Annotated in this window: 15 protein-coding genes; 6 read left to right on the top strand and 9 right to left on the bottom strand. The window is 39.7% G+C overall.

The genetic code is table 11. The features are described 5' to 3' along the window. Positions 1-12: 12 nt before the first annotated feature. Positions 13-456, bottom strand: coding sequence for an NADH-quinone oxidoreductase subunit A (locus tag PR699_RS15935; RefSeq protein ID WP_014656263.1), 444 nt, complete (start codon positions 454-456; stop codon positions 13-15). A gap of 747 nt (positions 457-1,203) precedes the next feature. Then, positions 1,204-2,133, bottom strand: a complete 930-nt coding sequence (locus tag PR699_RS15930; protein WP_014656264.1) for a LysR family transcriptional regulator — start codon at positions 2,131-2,133, stop codon at positions 1,204-1,206. 772 nt (positions 2,134-2,905) lie between these two features. Between PR699_RS15930 and PR699_RS15925 the strand changes: the two genes are divergently transcribed. Beyond that, positions 2,906-4,120 (top strand): pyridoxal phosphate-dependent aminotransferase, encoded by a 1,215-nt coding sequence (locus tag PR699_RS15925; protein WP_014656265.1) that lies wholly within the window; start codon positions 2,906-2,908, stop codon positions 4,118-4,120. 527 nt (positions 4,121-4,647) lie between these two features. Here the strand turns inward: PR699_RS15925 and PR699_RS15920 are convergent. Then, positions 4,648-5,007 carry a hypothetical protein gene (locus PR699_RS15920; protein ID WP_004921139.1) on the bottom strand — a complete coding sequence of 120 codons (360 nt, stop codon included), beginning with the start codon at positions 5,005-5,007 and terminating at the stop codon, positions 4,648-4,650. Between the two features lie 212 nt (positions 5,008-5,219). On the opposite strand from PR699_RS15920, the gene yfbR reads away from it, so the two are divergent. Further along, a complete protein-coding gene (gene yfbR, locus PR699_RS15915) occupies positions 5,220-5,801 on the top strand; it encodes a 5'-deoxynucleotidase (protein WP_014656266.1) in 582 nt (193 codons plus the stop codon). 337 nt (positions 5,802-6,138) lie between these two features. Here the strand turns inward: yfbR and PR699_RS15910 are convergent, their stop codons facing one another. The 4 genes from PR699_RS15910 to yfbV form a co-directional block, all read right to left on the bottom strand. Next, positions 6,139-7,968 (bottom strand): SLC13 family permease, encoded by a 1,830-nt coding sequence (locus tag PR699_RS15910; RefSeq protein ID WP_014656267.1) that lies wholly within the window; start codon positions 7,966-7,968, stop codon positions 6,139-6,141. Between the two features lie 87 nt (positions 7,969-8,055). Then, positions 8,056-8,730, bottom strand: coding sequence for a sugar phosphatase (locus PR699_RS15905; RefSeq protein ID WP_014656268.1), 675 nt, complete (start codon positions 8,728-8,730; stop codon positions 8,056-8,058). 20 nt (positions 8,731-8,750) lie between these two features. Next, positions 8,751-9,245, bottom strand: coding sequence for a YfbU family protein (locus PR699_RS15900; RefSeq protein ID WP_014656269.1), 495 nt, complete (start codon positions 9,243-9,245; stop codon positions 8,751-8,753). Positions 9,246-9,372: 127 nt separating this feature from the next. Next, positions 9,373-9,828: a terminus macrodomain insulation protein YfbV gene (gene yfbV / locus PR699_RS15895; protein WP_004921149.1), complete on the bottom strand. Its 456-nt coding sequence runs from the start codon at positions 9,826-9,828 to the stop codon at positions 9,373-9,375. Between the two features lie 603 nt (positions 9,829-10,431). Between yfbV and ackA the strand changes: the two genes are divergently transcribed. The 4 genes from ackA (at position 10,432) to PR699_RS15875 (ending at position 15,214) form a co-directional block, all read left to right on the top strand. Further along, positions 10,432-11,634, top strand: coding sequence for an acetate kinase (gene ackA, locus PR699_RS15890; RefSeq protein WP_004921151.1), 1,203 nt, complete (start codon positions 10,432-10,434; stop codon positions 11,632-11,634). 82 nt (positions 11,635-11,716) lie between these two features. Further along, positions 11,717-13,861, top strand: coding sequence for a phosphate acetyltransferase (pta, locus tag PR699_RS15885; RefSeq protein ID WP_014656270.1), 2,145 nt, complete (start codon positions 11,717-11,719; stop codon positions 13,859-13,861). A 190-nt stretch (positions 13,862-14,051) separates the two neighbouring features. Next, the gene (locus PR699_RS15880; RefSeq protein WP_272572926.1) at positions 14,052-14,543 is read left to right on the top strand and encodes a hypothetical protein; all 492 of its coding nucleotides are present in this window, start codon (positions 14,052-14,054) and stop codon (positions 14,541-14,543) included. Positions 14,544-14,704: 161 nt separating this feature from the next. After that, positions 14,705-15,214 (top strand): YopT-type cysteine protease domain-containing protein, encoded by a 510-nt coding sequence (locus PR699_RS15875; RefSeq protein ID WP_014656273.1) that lies wholly within the window; start codon positions 14,705-14,707, stop codon positions 15,212-15,214. Positions 15,215-15,333: 119 nt separating this feature from the next. Here the strand turns inward: PR699_RS15875 and PR699_RS15870 are convergent, their stop codons facing one another. Both PR699_RS15870 and PR699_RS15865 read right to left on the bottom strand, forming a co-directional pair. Next, the gene (locus tag PR699_RS15870; protein WP_014656274.1) at positions 15,334-16,788 is read right to left on the bottom strand and encodes a sodium:solute symporter; all 1,455 of its coding nucleotides are present in this window, start codon (positions 16,786-16,788) and stop codon (positions 15,334-15,336) included. Continuing rightward, positions 16,785-16,982 carry a DUF3311 domain-containing protein gene (locus tag PR699_RS15865; protein WP_004921159.1) on the bottom strand — a complete coding sequence of 66 codons (198 nt, stop codon included), beginning with the start codon at positions 16,980-16,982 and terminating at the stop codon, positions 16,785-16,787. The genes PR699_RS15870 and PR699_RS15865 overlap by 4 nt, the downstream gene beginning before the upstream one ends. Positions 16,983-16,994 lie beyond the last annotated feature (12 nt).

Below are 16,994 nucleotides of genomic sequence, written 5' to 3'. Positions count from 1 at the left end.
ATGCCTCGCTTGTTACTGCGGATGACGATTGCTGATTTTAATAACTTCACTAGGACCTTTAACTGCGCGACGTGAACGGACAGGAGTCCAATCCAATGCACCAACGCGAACCAGATAAAACAGTCCAGCCAACAATACCAAAATGAAAATTGCTGCTTCGATAAAGCCTAACCAACCGACTTCACGGACGGCTACAGCCCATGCAAACAGGAACATGGCTTCCACATCGAAGACAACGAAGAACATGGCAACCAAGTAGAATTTCGCCGACATCCGAAGACGGGCACTCCCTACTGAATCAATACCTGATTCATAAGGTACGTGTTTTGTTCTGGCTTTGGCACGGCTGCCGAGGAAATGACCAGCGACCAACATAAACGAACAAAGGGCGATGGCGCCGACAAAGAATATCGCAAAGGCCCAGTTATGGGCTAACGCTAGGATAGATTCAGACATACTCGTTGCTTACTCATTACACATGGTGCGTGAATCTGCTCTTAACGGCAGTATTACACCATAATTGCCCAGTTAACCGAGAAGAAAGACCAAAAATCATCACCAAACATAAAAAAGCAGTCTGAAGACCGTGTTTGGTTTGTCCTCTCTCCGACTATTTATTTTGCTCAACTTAAGCAAAATAACCCGTACTTGCTACAATTCGTTGACCTACCAAAAACAAGATTGCAACAAAAAGTACTCAAAATCAGCTAAAACGTGTCAGTGTGTAAATACACACAATAAACGCAATGACTAGTCTAACTGATTATTCGCTTTTACTACACTATTATCTCAGGAAAAACCTGTCTTACCAGATGAAAACTTGCTCTTTTTATTTGATCTAGCGCACAGTTTTATTGAAAATTTGCTCATACTGTTTACAGAATATTCAAATTTAGTCTAAGTCACATTAACTGTTTTTTATTCACTAAATCAAGTAACTGTCTGACTAAGCAGTCCTATTTTATCAATTCAGCAAAATATGATTGTTAACAAGATAACAATTTTGTAACTAAAAAATGAAATTCATGTTCTGCCATCTACATCACAATTATTTCACGTAATATTATTTTAAACCATACTTATTAAGTGGTTACTTTGTCCTTTTTTGCCCCGTTTTGCTCAAAAAAAAACCGCGAAGTTATCGCGGTTTTTTCCATTGAGTTTGTACTAATCAATTAATAATCATCAAATAATTATTGGTGCTTAAAATGACCCTTCACTTTCGTTAACAATGACATCGTCACTGGTAGGTGCAACAGCATAAGGGATCTTTTTGTTTTCAATTGCACTAAATACTGTTAACACTGAATCCTTTTGTTCATCAGCATTTTTATACAGCCAATATTGGATATCAGGCAAACGAGGCAGACCATCCGTTTCATTTAAAATGCGCAGATCCGCATTTTGCATTTCCATCGGTCGCGCTGTCACGCCGACTTCTGCATTTACAGCCGCTCTGACAGCAGGAAGTGATGCTGCTTCATACGCAATATGCCATGCAAGCCCCGCATTATCTAAAGCATCAGTACTCAGTTTGCGGTATGGGTTTGTTTCATCCATAACTACTAATGGAATCGGCTCATTAGCGCGCAACTGGAAATCAGGGGCACTGTGCCATAACACGGGTACTGTTCTTAATGCTGTTTTTGGATGATGGCTAATACGCGCCGTCGTCAAAGCTAAATCAATCTCATGATTATCTAGCATCGACTCAATAAATTGTGCGCGTTTGATCCTGACTTCAACAGCAAGACGCGGGAAAATAGACGCAATACGGTTGAGTAAAAATGGGAGTAAGATATCAACCGTATCATCGGATGCACCTATTCTCAATTCACCTTCAGCGTCGTTATAAGTCAATGATGCTGTTGCGTCATCATTTGCACGCAAAATTTGTCTTGCGTAGCCGAGTAATTGTAAACCATGTGCGGTGAGTAATTTATTCCTCCCGTGGCGAGCAAATAACTCACGACCGACTAATTGTTCTAAGCGTTGCATTTGCTGACTGACAGCAGACTGGGTTCGACATACTGCAGCAGCAGCGGCAGCAAATGTATTTAGATCGGCAACTGCGACAAATGTCCTCAGTAGGTCCAGATCAAGGTTCATTATTGGACGATTGGAATTTATCATCTTTAATTCTCTTATATAATTTTATGTTACCTGGTGTTCCTGCTCTCCTCCTTGAGATCAGCTTGTTTAATTACTGAAATAACTTGCTTGATGTTTATCTAATCCTTAGACTCACATTTATTACACTTTATCCGAGTGGGACAATCTTAAAATGAACGTTCCACCGAACGACAAAGAAGCATGTTAACCAATCGATTTAATTTAAATCGTAAAAACAACCTTCTTATTTGCCGTCCTCTAAATACTAACATATTTAATGTAATTGCAATTATTTTAATGTAAATGCCTTTAAACATGTACTCACGCCCTAACTCAAACGTTTATTTTTCAGTTAGTTATAGTTTTATCATTCATTTTTATTCATTATTTTCTCACTAGAACAATCAATATTACTAACAAAAAGAGCTAATTTCTGTTGAAATTCCACGGAAATTTATGAATTTTTATTTCTATACATCCAATTTCGTCATCAATCTTACAATTTGATACAATCTTTTTGTTTCTAGCCATTATTTGCCCATAATTTCTATTTTTTCCTCCAAAACAGCCAGAATTGACAACAGATAACTTCAAATTAATTAATATTATTGGCATCTACATTCAACTTAAGTTGCATGTTTAGTTATCAACAGTCACATCACAGCATAAACCAACCTTTTTCACCAAAAATTATCTCCTATCTTCAAAAGCTTCCGTGGTAAGAGTAGAGTAGTAACAGATAAGCCGGAATCCCCCTACTTAAGTCTTCCCAAATAGGGTAATGAGAGAACGAATGAATAACATTAAAAAATCTAACAAGCTTGATAATGTCTGTTACGACATTCGCGGGCCTGTATTAAAAGAAGCAAAGCGCTTAGAAGAAGAAGGTAACAAAGTCCTCAAGCTAAATATCGGTAATCCGGCACCGTTTGGCTTCGAAGCCCCAGATGAAATTCTGGTCGATGTATTGCGTAATCTACCGAGCTCGCAAGGTTATTGTGATTCAAAAGGATTATATTCCGCACGTAAAGCCATTGTTCAGCACTATCAGGCTCGCAATATTCGTGAAATGACGGTTGAAGACGTTTATATTGGTAATGGTGTTTCTGAACTGATTGTGCAAGCAATGCAAGCGCTGCTCAATAATGGTGATGAGATGCTAGTACCTGCCCCTGATTACCCGTTGTGGACTGCGGCAGTTTCTTTATCCGGTGGTAATGCAGTTCATTATATGTGTGATGAACAGCAAGGTTGGATGCCTGATATTGATGATATTCGTAAAAAAGTTACGCCTCGCACTCGCGGAATTGTCATCATTAACCCAAATAACCCAACCGGCGCGGTTTACAGTAAAGAGTTATTGTTAGAAATCGTTGAGCTTGCACGCCAACACAACCTTATTATTTTTGCCGATGAGATTTACGATAAAATCCTGTATGACGGTGCCGTGCATCACTCAATTGCGGCATTAGCGCCAGATTTACTGACCGTCACTTTTAACGGATTGTCAAAAACCTATCGTGTGGCAGGTTTCCGCCAAGGTTGGATGGTATTAAACGGGCCGAAACAACAAGCTAAGAGCTATATTGAAGGTCTCGAAATGTTAGCATCAATGCGCCTGTGTGCTAACGTTCCTATGCAGCATGCTATCCAAACAGCGCTCGGCGGCTATCAAAGCATCAGCGAATTTATTCAACCCGGTGGTAGGTTATATGAGCAACGTGAACGTGCTTGGCAACTAATTAACCAAATCCCTGGGGTTTCTTGTGTAAAACCACAAGGCGCGCTGTATATGTTCCCTAAAATCGATATTAAGCGTTTCAATATCCATGATGACCAGAAAATGATCCTTGATTTATTACTACAAGAAAAAGTGCTTCTTGTACAAGGTACTGCATTTAACTGGCCAGAGCCGGATCACTTCCGCATCGTGACCCTGCCTTATGCAGATGATCTTGAAATGGCAATTAATAAATTTGGTCGTTTTATCGAAAATTATCGCCAATAATGCTTCATTAATCGTTAAGACAGAAACACTCCCTCAAAAAAGGGAGTGTTTTTTATGAATCGTCTGTTACGGCTTAACATTTATTACTTTTCCAATTTAAGCTAGAAAATAAAAAAGCCCTGCTGTCTTATTGAGACAATAGAGCTAAGCATTCAGCAAACACAATAGACGGCCTATCACCTCTTTATTGAACAACGTTTTGTTAATACTCTTAAAAAGATGATTCAGACTTATTTATTATCGTTTATCAATAATCATATAATAGAAATAAAATAAACTGCTGCTAAAAAGAATAGCAATAATATAATTGGAAAGTATTTCATATTATCCCCTACCATTATTTATTAAGAATGTTATTCCTGATTATAGATTTTTATCACCGCAGATCAAACAATAATTAAAAACAAATAAAACAACAATAAAAGAACATCATAAACAGACGTTCTATAAAAGTATATTGGCCTAATAAAATTAAAGCTACTATCTTATTATGATAGCATTATCTCTTCTCTTTTAAATTAGCTTTACTAGGCTCTTAGTAGTTTAGTTTTGCAACCACTTGAGTGAGAAAATGCAATATACATGGTTCTTGCATCACCATTAACACCAACAATAACTGTTGGGTCATCATCTTCAGTAATAGAACAGTAAAAATTATTTTTTGTAATAAATCTTTCTCCTCGCTCTGTTATTATTTCTAGTCGCCAATAATCTTCATAGCCAGAATACTCAAATGAACCTGCTTTTTTTATAATCTTCCCATGCTCAATATTATAAAGTGTCATATCTGTTGGCTTACCATGAGCGGCCGTATGATGTAATCTGACATATTTTAATTTTTCATGCCAAAAATTTTCAAATGTAATAAACCCCAAATTCCAAGGCATAAACCCTCCATATAGTTTCTCATGCTATCAATAGAAATAAATTTAATTAATGCTGTTTTACAGCAGATATAAAATAAATGAATGATTAGCGATATAAAACCACTTAAATTATTAATTTACTTCTATTTTAATTTCCTTAACCTTTGACAAACCAATATCTATTTTAAATAGACTATAATATAATCGTTTCTTTGCCCATTTAATGAGGTTTTATGAGCTACTTTTTTGCCCACCTTGCACGAATGAAACTCATCTATCGCTGGCCGCTAATGCGTAATGTCCGTACTGAGAATGTCTCAGAGCATAGCTTACAAGTTGCCATGGTCGCTCACGCGCTGGCGATTATCAAAAACCGCAAATTCGGTGGTCACGTTAACGCTGAACGCATTGCTTTATTAGCAATGTACCATGATGCCAGTGAAGTGATTACGGGTGACCTTCCCACCCCGATTAAGTATCACAATTCACAGATTGCGCATGAATATAAAAAGATAGAACAATTTGCCCAGCAAAAATTGCTAGATATGCTTCCAGAAGAGCTACAAGAGGATTTCAAGCCACTTCTCATTGAAGAGTTGCAATCGGATGAAGAGCACAGCATTGTTAAACAGGCTGACTCGCTGTGCGCTTATTTAAAATGTTTAGAAGAGTTATCTGCCGGAAATAGTGAATTTAAATTAGCCAAAAAACGCCTTGAAAAAATCCTTGCTGAGCGACAAAGCCCCGAGATGGATTATTTTATCGAGATTTTTGTACCTGGTTTTAAACTATCTCTTGATGAAATTAGCCATTAATCTTCAAAACTGGAATGGTACTTTTCATTCCAGTTTAATCAATAACACTCACTCTCATTCTTTTAATACTGTCGGGAAATCGATATTCAGTCGTCTTGAATCACCATTAATACCTAATATAACTTTTCCATGATCACTCTCTATGAGAACAATAGAAATTGTTTTTTGTTTGCTATTTTTTTGCCACTTTTAATCATGTATTTTACAGGCCAATTATCATAAGCGTTAATCTGAATTCGGCTTAAGCCGATCTCAAGTTATTTAAGCTATTAACGGTTACGTTTTTTAATGAATACAAAAAGAAGTAGAAGCCCTCTGATAAAGGGCTTCATTCTCATTAGAAAGGAAAAAGAATAGGTACTAATAATACGCTTATAATCATCACGATGATGGTAAATGGCACACCAATTTTGACAAAATCACCAAACTTATAGCCCCCAGGGCCTAGCACTAATGTGTTCACTGGTGACGAGACTGGCGTCATAAATGCCGCAGAAGCTGCAATCCCAACAATCATCGCAAACGGTAATGGTGAAACCTCCATCTGACGTGCCGCAGCAATCGCGATAGGCGCCATTAAAACGGCCGTAGCGGTATTAGAAATAAATAAACCTATTGTGGCACAAAGTATAAATAGACATAGCAGCATGACATGTGGCCCCAAATTACCCGCAACCTCCATGAGGGCATCAACCGCCAATGAGATCCCGCCCGTTTTTTGAAGCGCCAATGCAAACGGCATCATCCCAACAATTAAAATGATACTGGGCCAGTGAATAGACTTATAGGCGCTCTCCATATCAATGCAACGGAATTTCCCCATTAATAAACACGCAATCAACGCTGCAACAAAGTTAGGAATTTCATTTGTTACCATCATAGCGACCATCAATGCCAGACAAAACAGCGCATGAGGAGCTTGTGAGGCGGCTGGAGCGACTGCCTCTACTTCAGCAGCAAGGTTTAACACAATAAAATTGCGCGGTTTCGTCGACAAAATGCGGATCAGTTTCCAATCCCCAATGACCAAGAGAATATCACCGAGCCTCAATGGTTCATCAACTAATTTACCATCCATGGCCTTACCATCTCTGCGGATCCCCACAACATTTAGGCCATAACGAGTACGAAACTTAATATCGCGAAGACTTTTACCCAATAATTCAGAATCTGGGTTCATAGACACTTCCGCCATACCAACATCTCGAGATTGATCAGAAAAATAGTCACCGCGTAAAATCATCGGTTCCAGTTTCTGTTCAAAACAGAATTGGCGTAACTCATCATCACTGACAGAAATATCTACCAGCAATACATCTTGCTCTCTAAGTTCCGTTCCCCCTGTTGCACTGACCATAACACGGCGAAATTTCCGCCAGCGCTCAATGCCTACCACGTTAGCTTCATAGCGAGAGCGTAAATGCAATTCATCAAGGGAATGACCAATTAATGGCGAGCCTTTACGGATGGCAAGACGGCGCGCTCTACCGGTTAATTTATAGTCACGAATGAGGTCACGAAAAGTACGTTGATAACGTTCGGGGAGCTTATCGGGTTCACTACTTCCTAACCAGCGGCGGGCAACCCACATATAGGCGATACCCGCCAATAAAATCACAATACCAATTGGTGTAATGGAGAAGAATTGAAACCCTTTGATGCCTTCCCTGACCAATTCACTATTGACTACCATGTTCGGTGGTGTCGCAACTAATGTCATCATGCCACTAATTAAGCCCGCAAAGCCTAATGGCATCATCATGCGACCTGGAGAGATTTTCATGCGGGCGGCAACACTCAGTACAACAGGGATGAAAATAGCAACCACCCCTGTAGAACTCATAAAAGCGCCTAGCCCAGCAACCGTTAGCATTAAAAATACTAACATCTTGCTTTCACTACTACCTGCAACACGAACCAGCCAATCGCCCATTTGATAGGCGATCCCTGTTCGAACCAAGCCATCACCAATCACAAATAACGCCGCTATCAATAATACGTTAGGATCGGCGAAACCCGCAGTGGCTTGCTCTAAAGTTAAAGTATCACTTAGAACAAATGCAACGATAACCAATAACGCGACCACATCCATCCGAATTTTGTTTGTGGTAAACAGTACGATAGCTATCAGTAGCAGGGTTAACACCCACAGCAATTCTCCGTTCAAAGCATCCCCTTTCGACGAAAAAAACAGTGCTAATCAATTCCTTTAGTTAACCATGTTTAGCGGAGAATTTCTTTGATTAATTCGGTATTAAACATTTTTTGATACAGATAGTGTGAAAACACCATTTTTGTCTGGGCCAGATACCGAAATTTGCGTTAATGAACTGATTATTGCATGAATTTGTTCTCTTCTTGGCATACTCTCTGGGGCATGAACAGCGACCACTTGGCAGCCTGCATCAAGGGCTGAGTGAATGCCTGCTTGTGCATCTTCAAATGCAATACACGCTTGTGGATCTAAATTTAGGCATTTTGCCCCTAATAGGAAAGGTTCAGGATCAGGCTTACCTTTTGTCACTTTTTCAAATGTGACCCAATGTTTGGGTTCAGGTAATCCTGCTGCTTGTTGACGACCATGCGCTATCGGTACGGTTCCTGAGGTTACAATAGCCCAAGGCACCCCTAGCTCCTCTAAACGGGTGAGCAGTGCTACGGCGCCTGATAACGCAATAACACCTTCAGTGTCGGAAGCTTCCATTTCTTCTAACCAGCGAAAACGAGCATTAATTTCGTCTTCACTGGCATCAGGCATAAAGTGGCGTAAACTGGTTAGCGCAGGTTTCCCATGGATAAAACGAATGATTTCTTCTGGCGCTACCCCTATCTCTTTACCAAATAAGCACCAGCAGCGCTCAACAACAGCTAATGAATCGACAAGTGTACCATCAAGATCAAATAGTAAACCTTTTGCTTTTAACTCCACTTTTACCCCTTACAAACGCATTATGCGTTAATAATTTGACTAATCTCTACCGCAGATAGGTGGTATTGGCGAGGACATGCACGCCAGATCCCCAGCATCCGCACATATTTATCCCACATTGGTGTTTGTGAGTTGAAACCATGAGTTCCGCTATCGAAATGCGTATAACGACCTTCCGTATTAACCATAAAGCGAACATAACTCAAATAACGCGCCTCTGTTGCTGCATCAAAACCTAAAAATTGTACTCGACGCGCGTCAATGCCTTGTGGGTCACTCATATTGCCATATGAGACCTGTAAAGCATGATACATTTCCATAATATCAATGACGGTACGGCAAGTGCTTTCACTTAATTCACCAAAATCTCTATCAAGCTCACGCATTTGCAAACCAAAACCCCGCTCTACAATCGTTTGTAGACGGCGATAACGATCCGCATTTTCAGGATCGAGCATAGTCATCATTTTATATTGGTTAGATAAAATTAGGCGTTGTGCGTTGGTCATTTCCATCATGCTTCTCCTCGGAAAATTTTTAGCTCATCTTCGCATTCAAATTTCATGATGGACAGTGAAAACATCACTTTTATTGATCTAGACAGGCTTTTTGCGTTACTTGTTGTTAAATCGGACTTTTAATTTAAATATCGTCCATAAATGACTTATCTAATTGCTTAAATGCTCGTTGTAACAATTGTGCTAATGCCAAGTAATCAGGCTGCCCTTCTACAGGTGCCATCGCAATCCCTGCTTGTACAAATTTTTCTCGAATTTCGTAGAACCAACTCAACAAACTGGCGGGAAGTGGAGTCGATGCTCTTTTACCAAGCCACCACAAACCCTGCATCGGTAAACTGCAAGCAAATAGTGCTGTTGCAACCGCAGGACCGAGGTCTCCCCCTAGTGCGATTTGCCAAGTCAGTGTAAAGATAGCAATAGGCGGCATATAGCGAATACCAAACCGAGTCGCCTTGATCATGCGCAATTCAGGGAAGATTGGGGTTAACTTTTTCTCCATAGGAAACGTTTTTAGGTACAGGTTCCCCAACCTAAATCGTTTAAAAAAACCCGATGGTGAGTTTTGTAATGTACTCATACATTCCTTCCTATGACTCGCAAACCTATATAAAGAAATAACACATTTAATACTTACCTTACGCCATTTTAACAGCAATGCCTATGAATAAGCACAAATAGATAATTTTCAATTATTGCCGCACTAATCTGATCATTTTTGGCGAAATCAGCTATCCTGATTGATAGGTAAATTTGCATAAAATGCGTATTTTTTACGGTGCTTATGATTTTAATCAATCAAACCGGCCATTTCTAAAAAAAACATACAAAATATAAAATAATTTTAGTAGAATTGGCCGCATTTAGCATCGCTGTAGAAGTCTGTTAATTTATGCTTGGTTTCAATTGTTCTACAGCTTTGATATATATTGGGGTTTTTGCGTGTTATTTCAACGCCAGTCATTAAGTTCACTCATCATGCGCTTAATGCAATTAAAAACACGGCTTTTTTAACCCTTTATTAGGCACCGATACATGTAGTTTTGACATTATCATTGATATCAATCATGAAATATCAGGTGTCAAATGCGCTAGTCTCTAGCGATACCATACTTTTTACAAAGTCTTTTTATGCTTTTGCAACTTAAAGGCTTCACAACAACAATTAACGATAGGTATTTCCATGTCAAGTAAGCTGGTACTGGTACTAAACTGCGGTAGCTCCTCACTGAAATTCGCCATCATCGATCCAACCAATGGCGATGAATATTTATCTGGATTAGCTGAATGCTTTAATCTGCCTGAAGCTCGTATTAAGTGGAAAATGGACGGCGCTAAGCATGAAGCTGAATTAGGTGCAGGCGCGGCACACAGTGAAGCACTGAATTTCATTGTTAACACTATTCTTGCAGCAAAACCTGAGTTGTCTGCTCAAATTTCTTCTATTGGTCACCGTATTGTTCATGGTGGCGAGAAATTCACCTCATCTGTTTTGATCAATGACGACGTCGTTGAAGGCATTAAAGCAGCAGTGCCATTTGCACCTTTGCATAATCCAGCTCACTTGATTGGTATCGAGGAAGCGAGAAAGGCATTCCCTCATTTAGTACACAAAAACGTAGCGGTTTTCGACACTGCGTTCCATCAAACTATGCCTGAAGAAGCTTACCTATATGCACTACCATATGAATTATATGAAGAGCATGGTATCCGTCGTTATGGCGCTCACGGAACTAGCCACTACTATGTCTCCCGTGAAGCGGCGAAAAAATTGAATAAACCGGTTGAAGAGCTTAACGTTATTACCTGCCATTTAGGTAATGGTGGCTCGGTGACGGCGGTTGTTAACGGTCAATGTGTTGACACCTCTATGGGTCTGACACCATTAGAAGGATTAGTCATGGGAACGCGTAGTGGTGATATCGACCCTGCGATCATTTTCCATCTACATGACTCACTCGGCATGAGCGTTGAGCAGATCAACAAGTTGCTAACAAAAGAGTCTGGCCTTCTCGGCTTAACCGGTGTGACTAGTGACTGCCGTTATGTTGAAGATAACTATGCAACCAAAGCCGACGCTAAACGCGCTATGGACGTTTTCTGCCATCGCTTAGCGAAATATGTCGGTGCATACTGTGCATTGATGGAAGGCCGTCTTGATGCCATTATCTTTACTGGCGGTATCGGCGAAAACTCTGCGCAAGTACGTGAGTTAACGCTGAAGAAACTGGCTCTACTTGGCTTCGAGTGCGACCATGAGCGCAACTTAGCTGCACGTTTCGGTAAAGAAGGCTTAATCACCACAGATAACAGCCGCCCAGCGCTGGTTATCCCAACTAACGAAGAGTTAGTGATTGCTCAAGATTCAGCACGCTTAACCGCTTAAGATTCTCTACCGCCAGCCTAACCCGCTGGCGGTACTACTTTATGATACTGTTTTATTAGAGTAACCGATTAAAGAGGTTCCCGTGTCTCGTACAATTATGTTAATTCCTACCGGCACTAGCGTTGGTTTGACCAGCGTCAGCTTAGGTGTCGTTCGTTCAATGGAACAAAAAGGTGTCCAGTTGAGCGTATTTAAACCTATCGCTCAGCCACGTATTTCCGGTAGTAAAGATCAAACCACTGAAGTTTTACGCTCTCATTCAAGTCTCACCACTATCGTCGAACCATTAAAAATGGAATATGTAGAGTCACTACTGACTTCTTCAAAAAAAGACGTGCTTATGGAAGAGATTGTTGCCCGTTATCATGAGCAAACTAAAAATGCTGAAGTGGTATTAATCGAAGGTTTAGTGCCAACGCGTAAGCACTCTTTTGCACAGTCTCTGAACTATGACATCGCAAAAACCTTAGGTGCAGAAATTGTGTTTGTCACCGCACCGGGTAACAGCAATATAACTCAAATGAAAGAGCGCCTTGAGTTAGTACGTAACGAATTCGGCGGCCAACGCAATAAAAATATTATCGGGGTTATCGTCAATAAAGTGAATGCCCCTGTTGATGAGCAAGGTCGTACTCGCCCTGACCTCTCTGAAATCTTTGATGATTCGACCAAAGCAACCATTGCGAATATCACAGCAAAAGATTTAGAGTGCCTAAGTCTACCGGTTCTAGCATCAATCCCTTGGAACTTTGACCTGATTGCAACGCGTGCCATCGACATGGCAAGACACTTGAATGCCGACGTTGTTAATGAAGGTGAAATCAATACTCGCCGCGTGAAATCAGTGACTTTTTGTGCTCGTAGTATTCCTCATATGCTTGAGCATTTCCGCCCGGGTTCACTCTTAGTGACTTCGGCAGACCGCCCAGATGTATTAGTTTCTGCGTCTCTTGCGGCAATGAATGGCGTTGAAATTGGTGCAATCCTGCTAACTGGCGGCTACCAAATCGACGAGCCTATTCGCCAACTTTGTGAACAAGCTTTTGAAACAGGTCTACCTGTATTTATGGTGAAAAGCAATACATGGCAAACTTCACTGAATCTACAAAGTTTCAGCTTAGAAGTGCCTGCGGATGACCATGAACGTATTGAAAAAATTCAAAACTACGTTGCTCGTCATATTAGCAGTGAATGGATTGAATCACTCGTGGCTGATTCTGAGCGTCCTAACCGCCTATCACCACCTGCTTTCCGTTATCAATTAACTGAACTAGCACGTAAAGCCGGTAAGCGTATTGTTTTACCAGAAGGTGATGAGCCACGTACGGTTAAGGCTGCCTCTATCTGTGCGGAGCGTGGTATTGCAACTTGCGTACTATTAGGTAATCCAGAAGATATTCGCCGCGTCGCTGCTGCGCAAGGTATTGAGCTTGGTACAGGCATCGAAATCGTTGATCCTGTGAAGGTACGCGAAGATTATGTTGCTCGCCTAGTTGAGCTACGCAAAAACAAAGGCATGACCGAAGTTGTTGCTCGTGAGCAACTTGAAGACAATGTTGTTTTGGGTACATTAATGCTCGAAAAAGGTGAAGTTGATGGTCTCGTATCCGGTGCCGTCCACACCACAGCAAATACTATCCGTCCACCTCTGCAATTGATCAAAACAGCGCCGGGTAGCTCATTAGTCTCTTCTGTCTTCTTTATGCTACTCCCTGAGCAAGTCTTCGTTTATGGTGACTGTGCGATCAACCCAGACCCAACCGCAGAGCAACTGTCAGAGATTGCTATCCAATCAGCAGATTCCGCGAAAGCCTTTGGTATCGAACCTCGTGTTGCAATGATCTCCTACTCTACTGGTAATTCAGGTGCAGGAAGTGACGTTGAAAAAGTGCGTGAAGCGACTCGTTTAGCACAAGAAAAACGTCCAGACTTAATGATTGATGGTCCATTGCAGTATGATGCGGCTGTAATGGCAGATGTCGCGAAATCAAAAGCACCAAACTCACCTGTTGCAGGTAAAGCTACCGTATTTATTTTCCCTGACTTGAACACGGGTAACACGACTTATAAAGCGGTTCAGCGTTCAGCCGACCTCGTTTCTATTGGTCCAATGCTGCAAGGTATGCGTAAACCGGTTAACGACCTATCACGTGGTGCATTGGTCGATGATATTGTTTACACCGTTGCTCTGACAGCGATCCAAGCCGTACAAAATGAAAATGCCTAATATAAATTATTAGCATTTTGTCTTAATTAAAAAGCCAACTGAACAAAAACGGTTGGCTTTGTTTTATCTAACAAAAATACGCGAGACGCTTTTCCTCATCTCCTCTTAACTGCTGAAAATTGCAAGATTAATTACCATTAATAGTAATAATAAAGGAACATTTAAAATATAATTAAGCGCGGAGATGAGCATGCTAGATGCTTTTAAATATTCAGTAAAATTTGAGCAAGTTGATATTATCAACCATTTTAAAAACACCTCAAAAAATAATTTTTCTAAAAAAATAATTGGGGTAGATAATATGAAAAGTTTACAAGATGGGATCTGTTATGGGCTAACTAACTCTTTTTTATATTATGCTCATGCAAACCAAGAAGAGATCTATGTCACTGAGACATATAACGCTTATAAAAACATAAAAAAAATAAAGTTGGTTGATTTTTTAAAAGACACCTATCATTATAAAGCCTTTAAAAAACATAGTGAGGCCTTGTTAAATCAGAATTTCAATAAAGCTAGGAACATTCAAAATCATCATCACATGATTTATTTTTTAAGAGATATACTGAATAAATTCAATAAAATAAAAAAAGAATATAATGAAGATGACTGTGATTACATAAATAGGTTATTTCAAAAAACACGTTATCAATTAAAGAGGATGAAAAACATTTATATCTAGAGCTACACGAGTTTATCAATAAAGTTTACCATGATGCACTTAATCCTCCTCTTAAGTTAGAAAAAAACCGTTATAATAACTTAGTTAGTGATGTCTCTTCAAAATGTTTTCAGAATGAAAGCGAAATAGACTCACTGCGCTTTCCACTATTTTTCTCTTTAGTGAAAGATTATTATTTAGAGCTTACAAAAGAAAGATTAACACAGCTTGAAAATATACAAAATATACATTATGACTCAATTACATCTATTGATTTCGATATCACCTTTACATCCAAAGAATTAAAAGCACACATTGAAGATTGCTTAATAAAGAAAAAGGATATTATTGGTAACCTGTGCAGTCAAACGCACTCAATGGGAATTGTCGTTAAATATAGAAATGGTAAACCTATTTTTGAATTTTTCGAACCGAATAAAGGACTATTTAAAACAACCGATAAAAGTCATTTTTTTAACTTCTTAGATGCTCTGTTTAATGATAAGTCATATAAGTTTGAAATGAGAGCCAAAACTGAAGAAAAAACTGTCAGTTTGTCTAGCTCACTGGCTGCAAATCAAACATTCAATTATATCCAAGCACCAAGAATAGATGAGCGCTTGGTAAACCAAGATGCAAAAGCATTAAGAATGAAAAGTAGCAAATTAAAACATCACAGAAAAACAATTTAACTTATGGGGTTATAAAACTAAAATATTAAAAACCATACCAGCAAATAACCGCTACACCACCTATTAGAAATAACTAACTGATTGATAGGGCAAAAACACTGCCCTATCAACAATAGCATCTAAATCGCTTTTTGCTTTCTACCCATCAATAACGATACGACCGTTGCAACAATAATATTTAACACAAATGCAGCGATACCGATATTCATAAATTCAAGCCCTTTGCCTAACCAAGGGAACAGTTGCGATAACGAAATGTGCTCAATATAAGTCACTGCAAGGAAAATGACCCCTGCGATAATACCAGCCATTGCCCCCGTCGCCGTCATAGGGTTATGTTTTCTAAAGCTCATCAATAACGCGGGAAAAAATTGTGCGACAATATTAACACCTAATAACATGATAGCCACTAATGTGTCGTTGCTGTGAAAAATAAAGTACAAACTCACTAACGCAACCAAAGGCACCATAAAACGCGCATAAATCCCTGATTGACGTTTCTCTTCACTCACATTTAATGCTTTTTGCACCACTCCCGCCAACATATTAGACGTCGTCAATAATAACATTGAACCAGGTACTAATGCCGTCAGCATACCCGCGGCACCAATAAGACCAACAATAAGCGGTGAAAATGTGGTTTTAGCGATCTCAAATAACGATAAATCCACCATTGAGCCATCAAGATGCGGTATTTGTAATATTGCAGCATAACCAACAAAGAACGCGAACAGCATAATCAAGCTGTATGCAGGAATGAGAATACTATTACGCTTTAATGACTTTTCATCTTTAGCTGTAAATACGGCGGCCATATAGTGCGGCCAGCAAAAATAAGCCACTACAGATAAAAAGATAGTTGAGATATACCACGGAATATTCAATCCCTGCTCAGAAAATGTCAGAAAGCCTGGGCTAGCCGTATCGATAGCACGGAACATATCGCCAAAACTACCGTAGTAATGCAAGGGAATATAAACACCGATAAAGACAACAACAATTAAGATCATCAAATCTTTTAATGCCGATGTCCATGCTGAACCATGAATACCTGAAATCATCACAAACAAGGTCACTGCAATGATGCCTATCCAAATCGCCATATCTGCGGGAATAGCACCATAAGAGGCTTGAGAAACAATAATACCAAGCCCTTTAAGCTGCAATACGAAAAGGGGTACCATCGCCACAATGGAAATTAGGCTAATCAATAGTGCTAAGCCTTGGCTTTGATATTTTGCCCCAAAAAAGTCAGAGATGGTTCTAATATCATTCTGCTTAGCAAATCGCCATACACGAGGATGCACCCAATATAGAAATATCCCCATAAAAGCATTAACCGCCAATGTGTATAATATGGCAGGCCCTTTCCCATATGCCCAGCCACTCCCCCCTAAAAAAGTAAAGGTAGTATAAATTTCACCTGCACTGAGTAAAAAGACTAATAAAGCGCCATAACTACGTCCACCAACAGACCACCCTTCGTGATCCATGGTTTTACCTTTTTTCGACCTCAATGCAAGGTAGATACTCAATAGGAAAAACAGTGTAATGACAACTAAAGCGTAGCTCATTGTTTTTCCTTATTCTTTTTAGAGTCTAAAATATTAATTAGCAGCATAATTAAAGCACTGATCACCACCCAAGCCACAATCCAAAACATTAAAAAAGGCAATCCCATAACAAAAGGCTCTACGCGATTGGCATAGTAAATACCCACAGTTAGAGCCAGTAGCGGGAAGATCACCAAAAAGTGATACCATTTCATACATTAATTCCT

It is taken from the genome of Providencia sp. PROV268, assembly GCF_028477805.1.
Lineage (GTDB): Bacteria > Pseudomonadota > Gammaproteobacteria > Enterobacterales > Enterobacteriaceae > Providencia > Providencia stuartii.
Note: the sequence above shows the minus strand (reverse complement) of the source record. Positions and strands in the feature narration are given on the sequence as shown.

Bases quoted from the DNA above. Each gene is read 5' to 3' on its own strand.
- yfbR (WP_014656266.1), top strand. From the start codon at position 5,220: ATGAGCTACTTTTTTGCCCACCTTGCACGAATGAAACTCATCTATCGC.
- PR699_RS15865 (WP_004921159.1), bottom strand. From the start codon at position 16,982: ATGAAATGGTATCACTTTTTGGTGATCTTCCCGCTACTGGCTCTAACT.
- yfbV (WP_004921149.1), bottom strand. From the start codon at position 9,828: ATGAGTACATTACAAAACTCACCATCGGGTTTTTTTAAACGATTTAGG.
- PR699_RS15870 (WP_014656274.1), bottom strand. From the start codon at position 16,788: ATGAGCTACGCTTTAGTTGTCATTACACTGTTTTTCCTATTGAGTATC.
- PR699_RS15920 (WP_004921139.1), bottom strand. From the start codon at position 5,007: ATGCCTTGGAATTTGGGGTTTATTACATTTGAAAATTTTTGGCATGAA.
- PR699_RS15880 (WP_272572926.1), top strand. From the start codon at position 14,052: ATGCTAGATGCTTTTAAATATTCAGTAAAATTTGAGCAAGTTGATATT.
- PR699_RS15930 (WP_014656264.1), bottom strand. From the start codon at position 2,133: ATGATAAATTCCAATCGTCCAATAATGAACCTTGATCTGGACCTACTG.
- PR699_RS15935 (WP_014656263.1), bottom strand. From the start codon at position 456: ATGTCTGAATCTATCCTAGCGTTAGCCCATAACTGGGCCTTTGCGATA.
- ackA (WP_004921151.1), top strand. From the start codon at position 10,432: ATGTCAAGTAAGCTGGTACTGGTACTAAACTGCGGTAGCTCCTCACTG.
- PR699_RS15900 (WP_014656269.1), bottom strand. From the start codon at position 9,245: ATGGAAATGACCAACGCACAACGCCTAATTTTATCTAACCAATATAAA.
- PR699_RS15925 (WP_014656265.1), top strand. From the start codon at position 2,906: ATGAATAACATTAAAAAATCTAACAAGCTTGATAATGTCTGTTACGAC.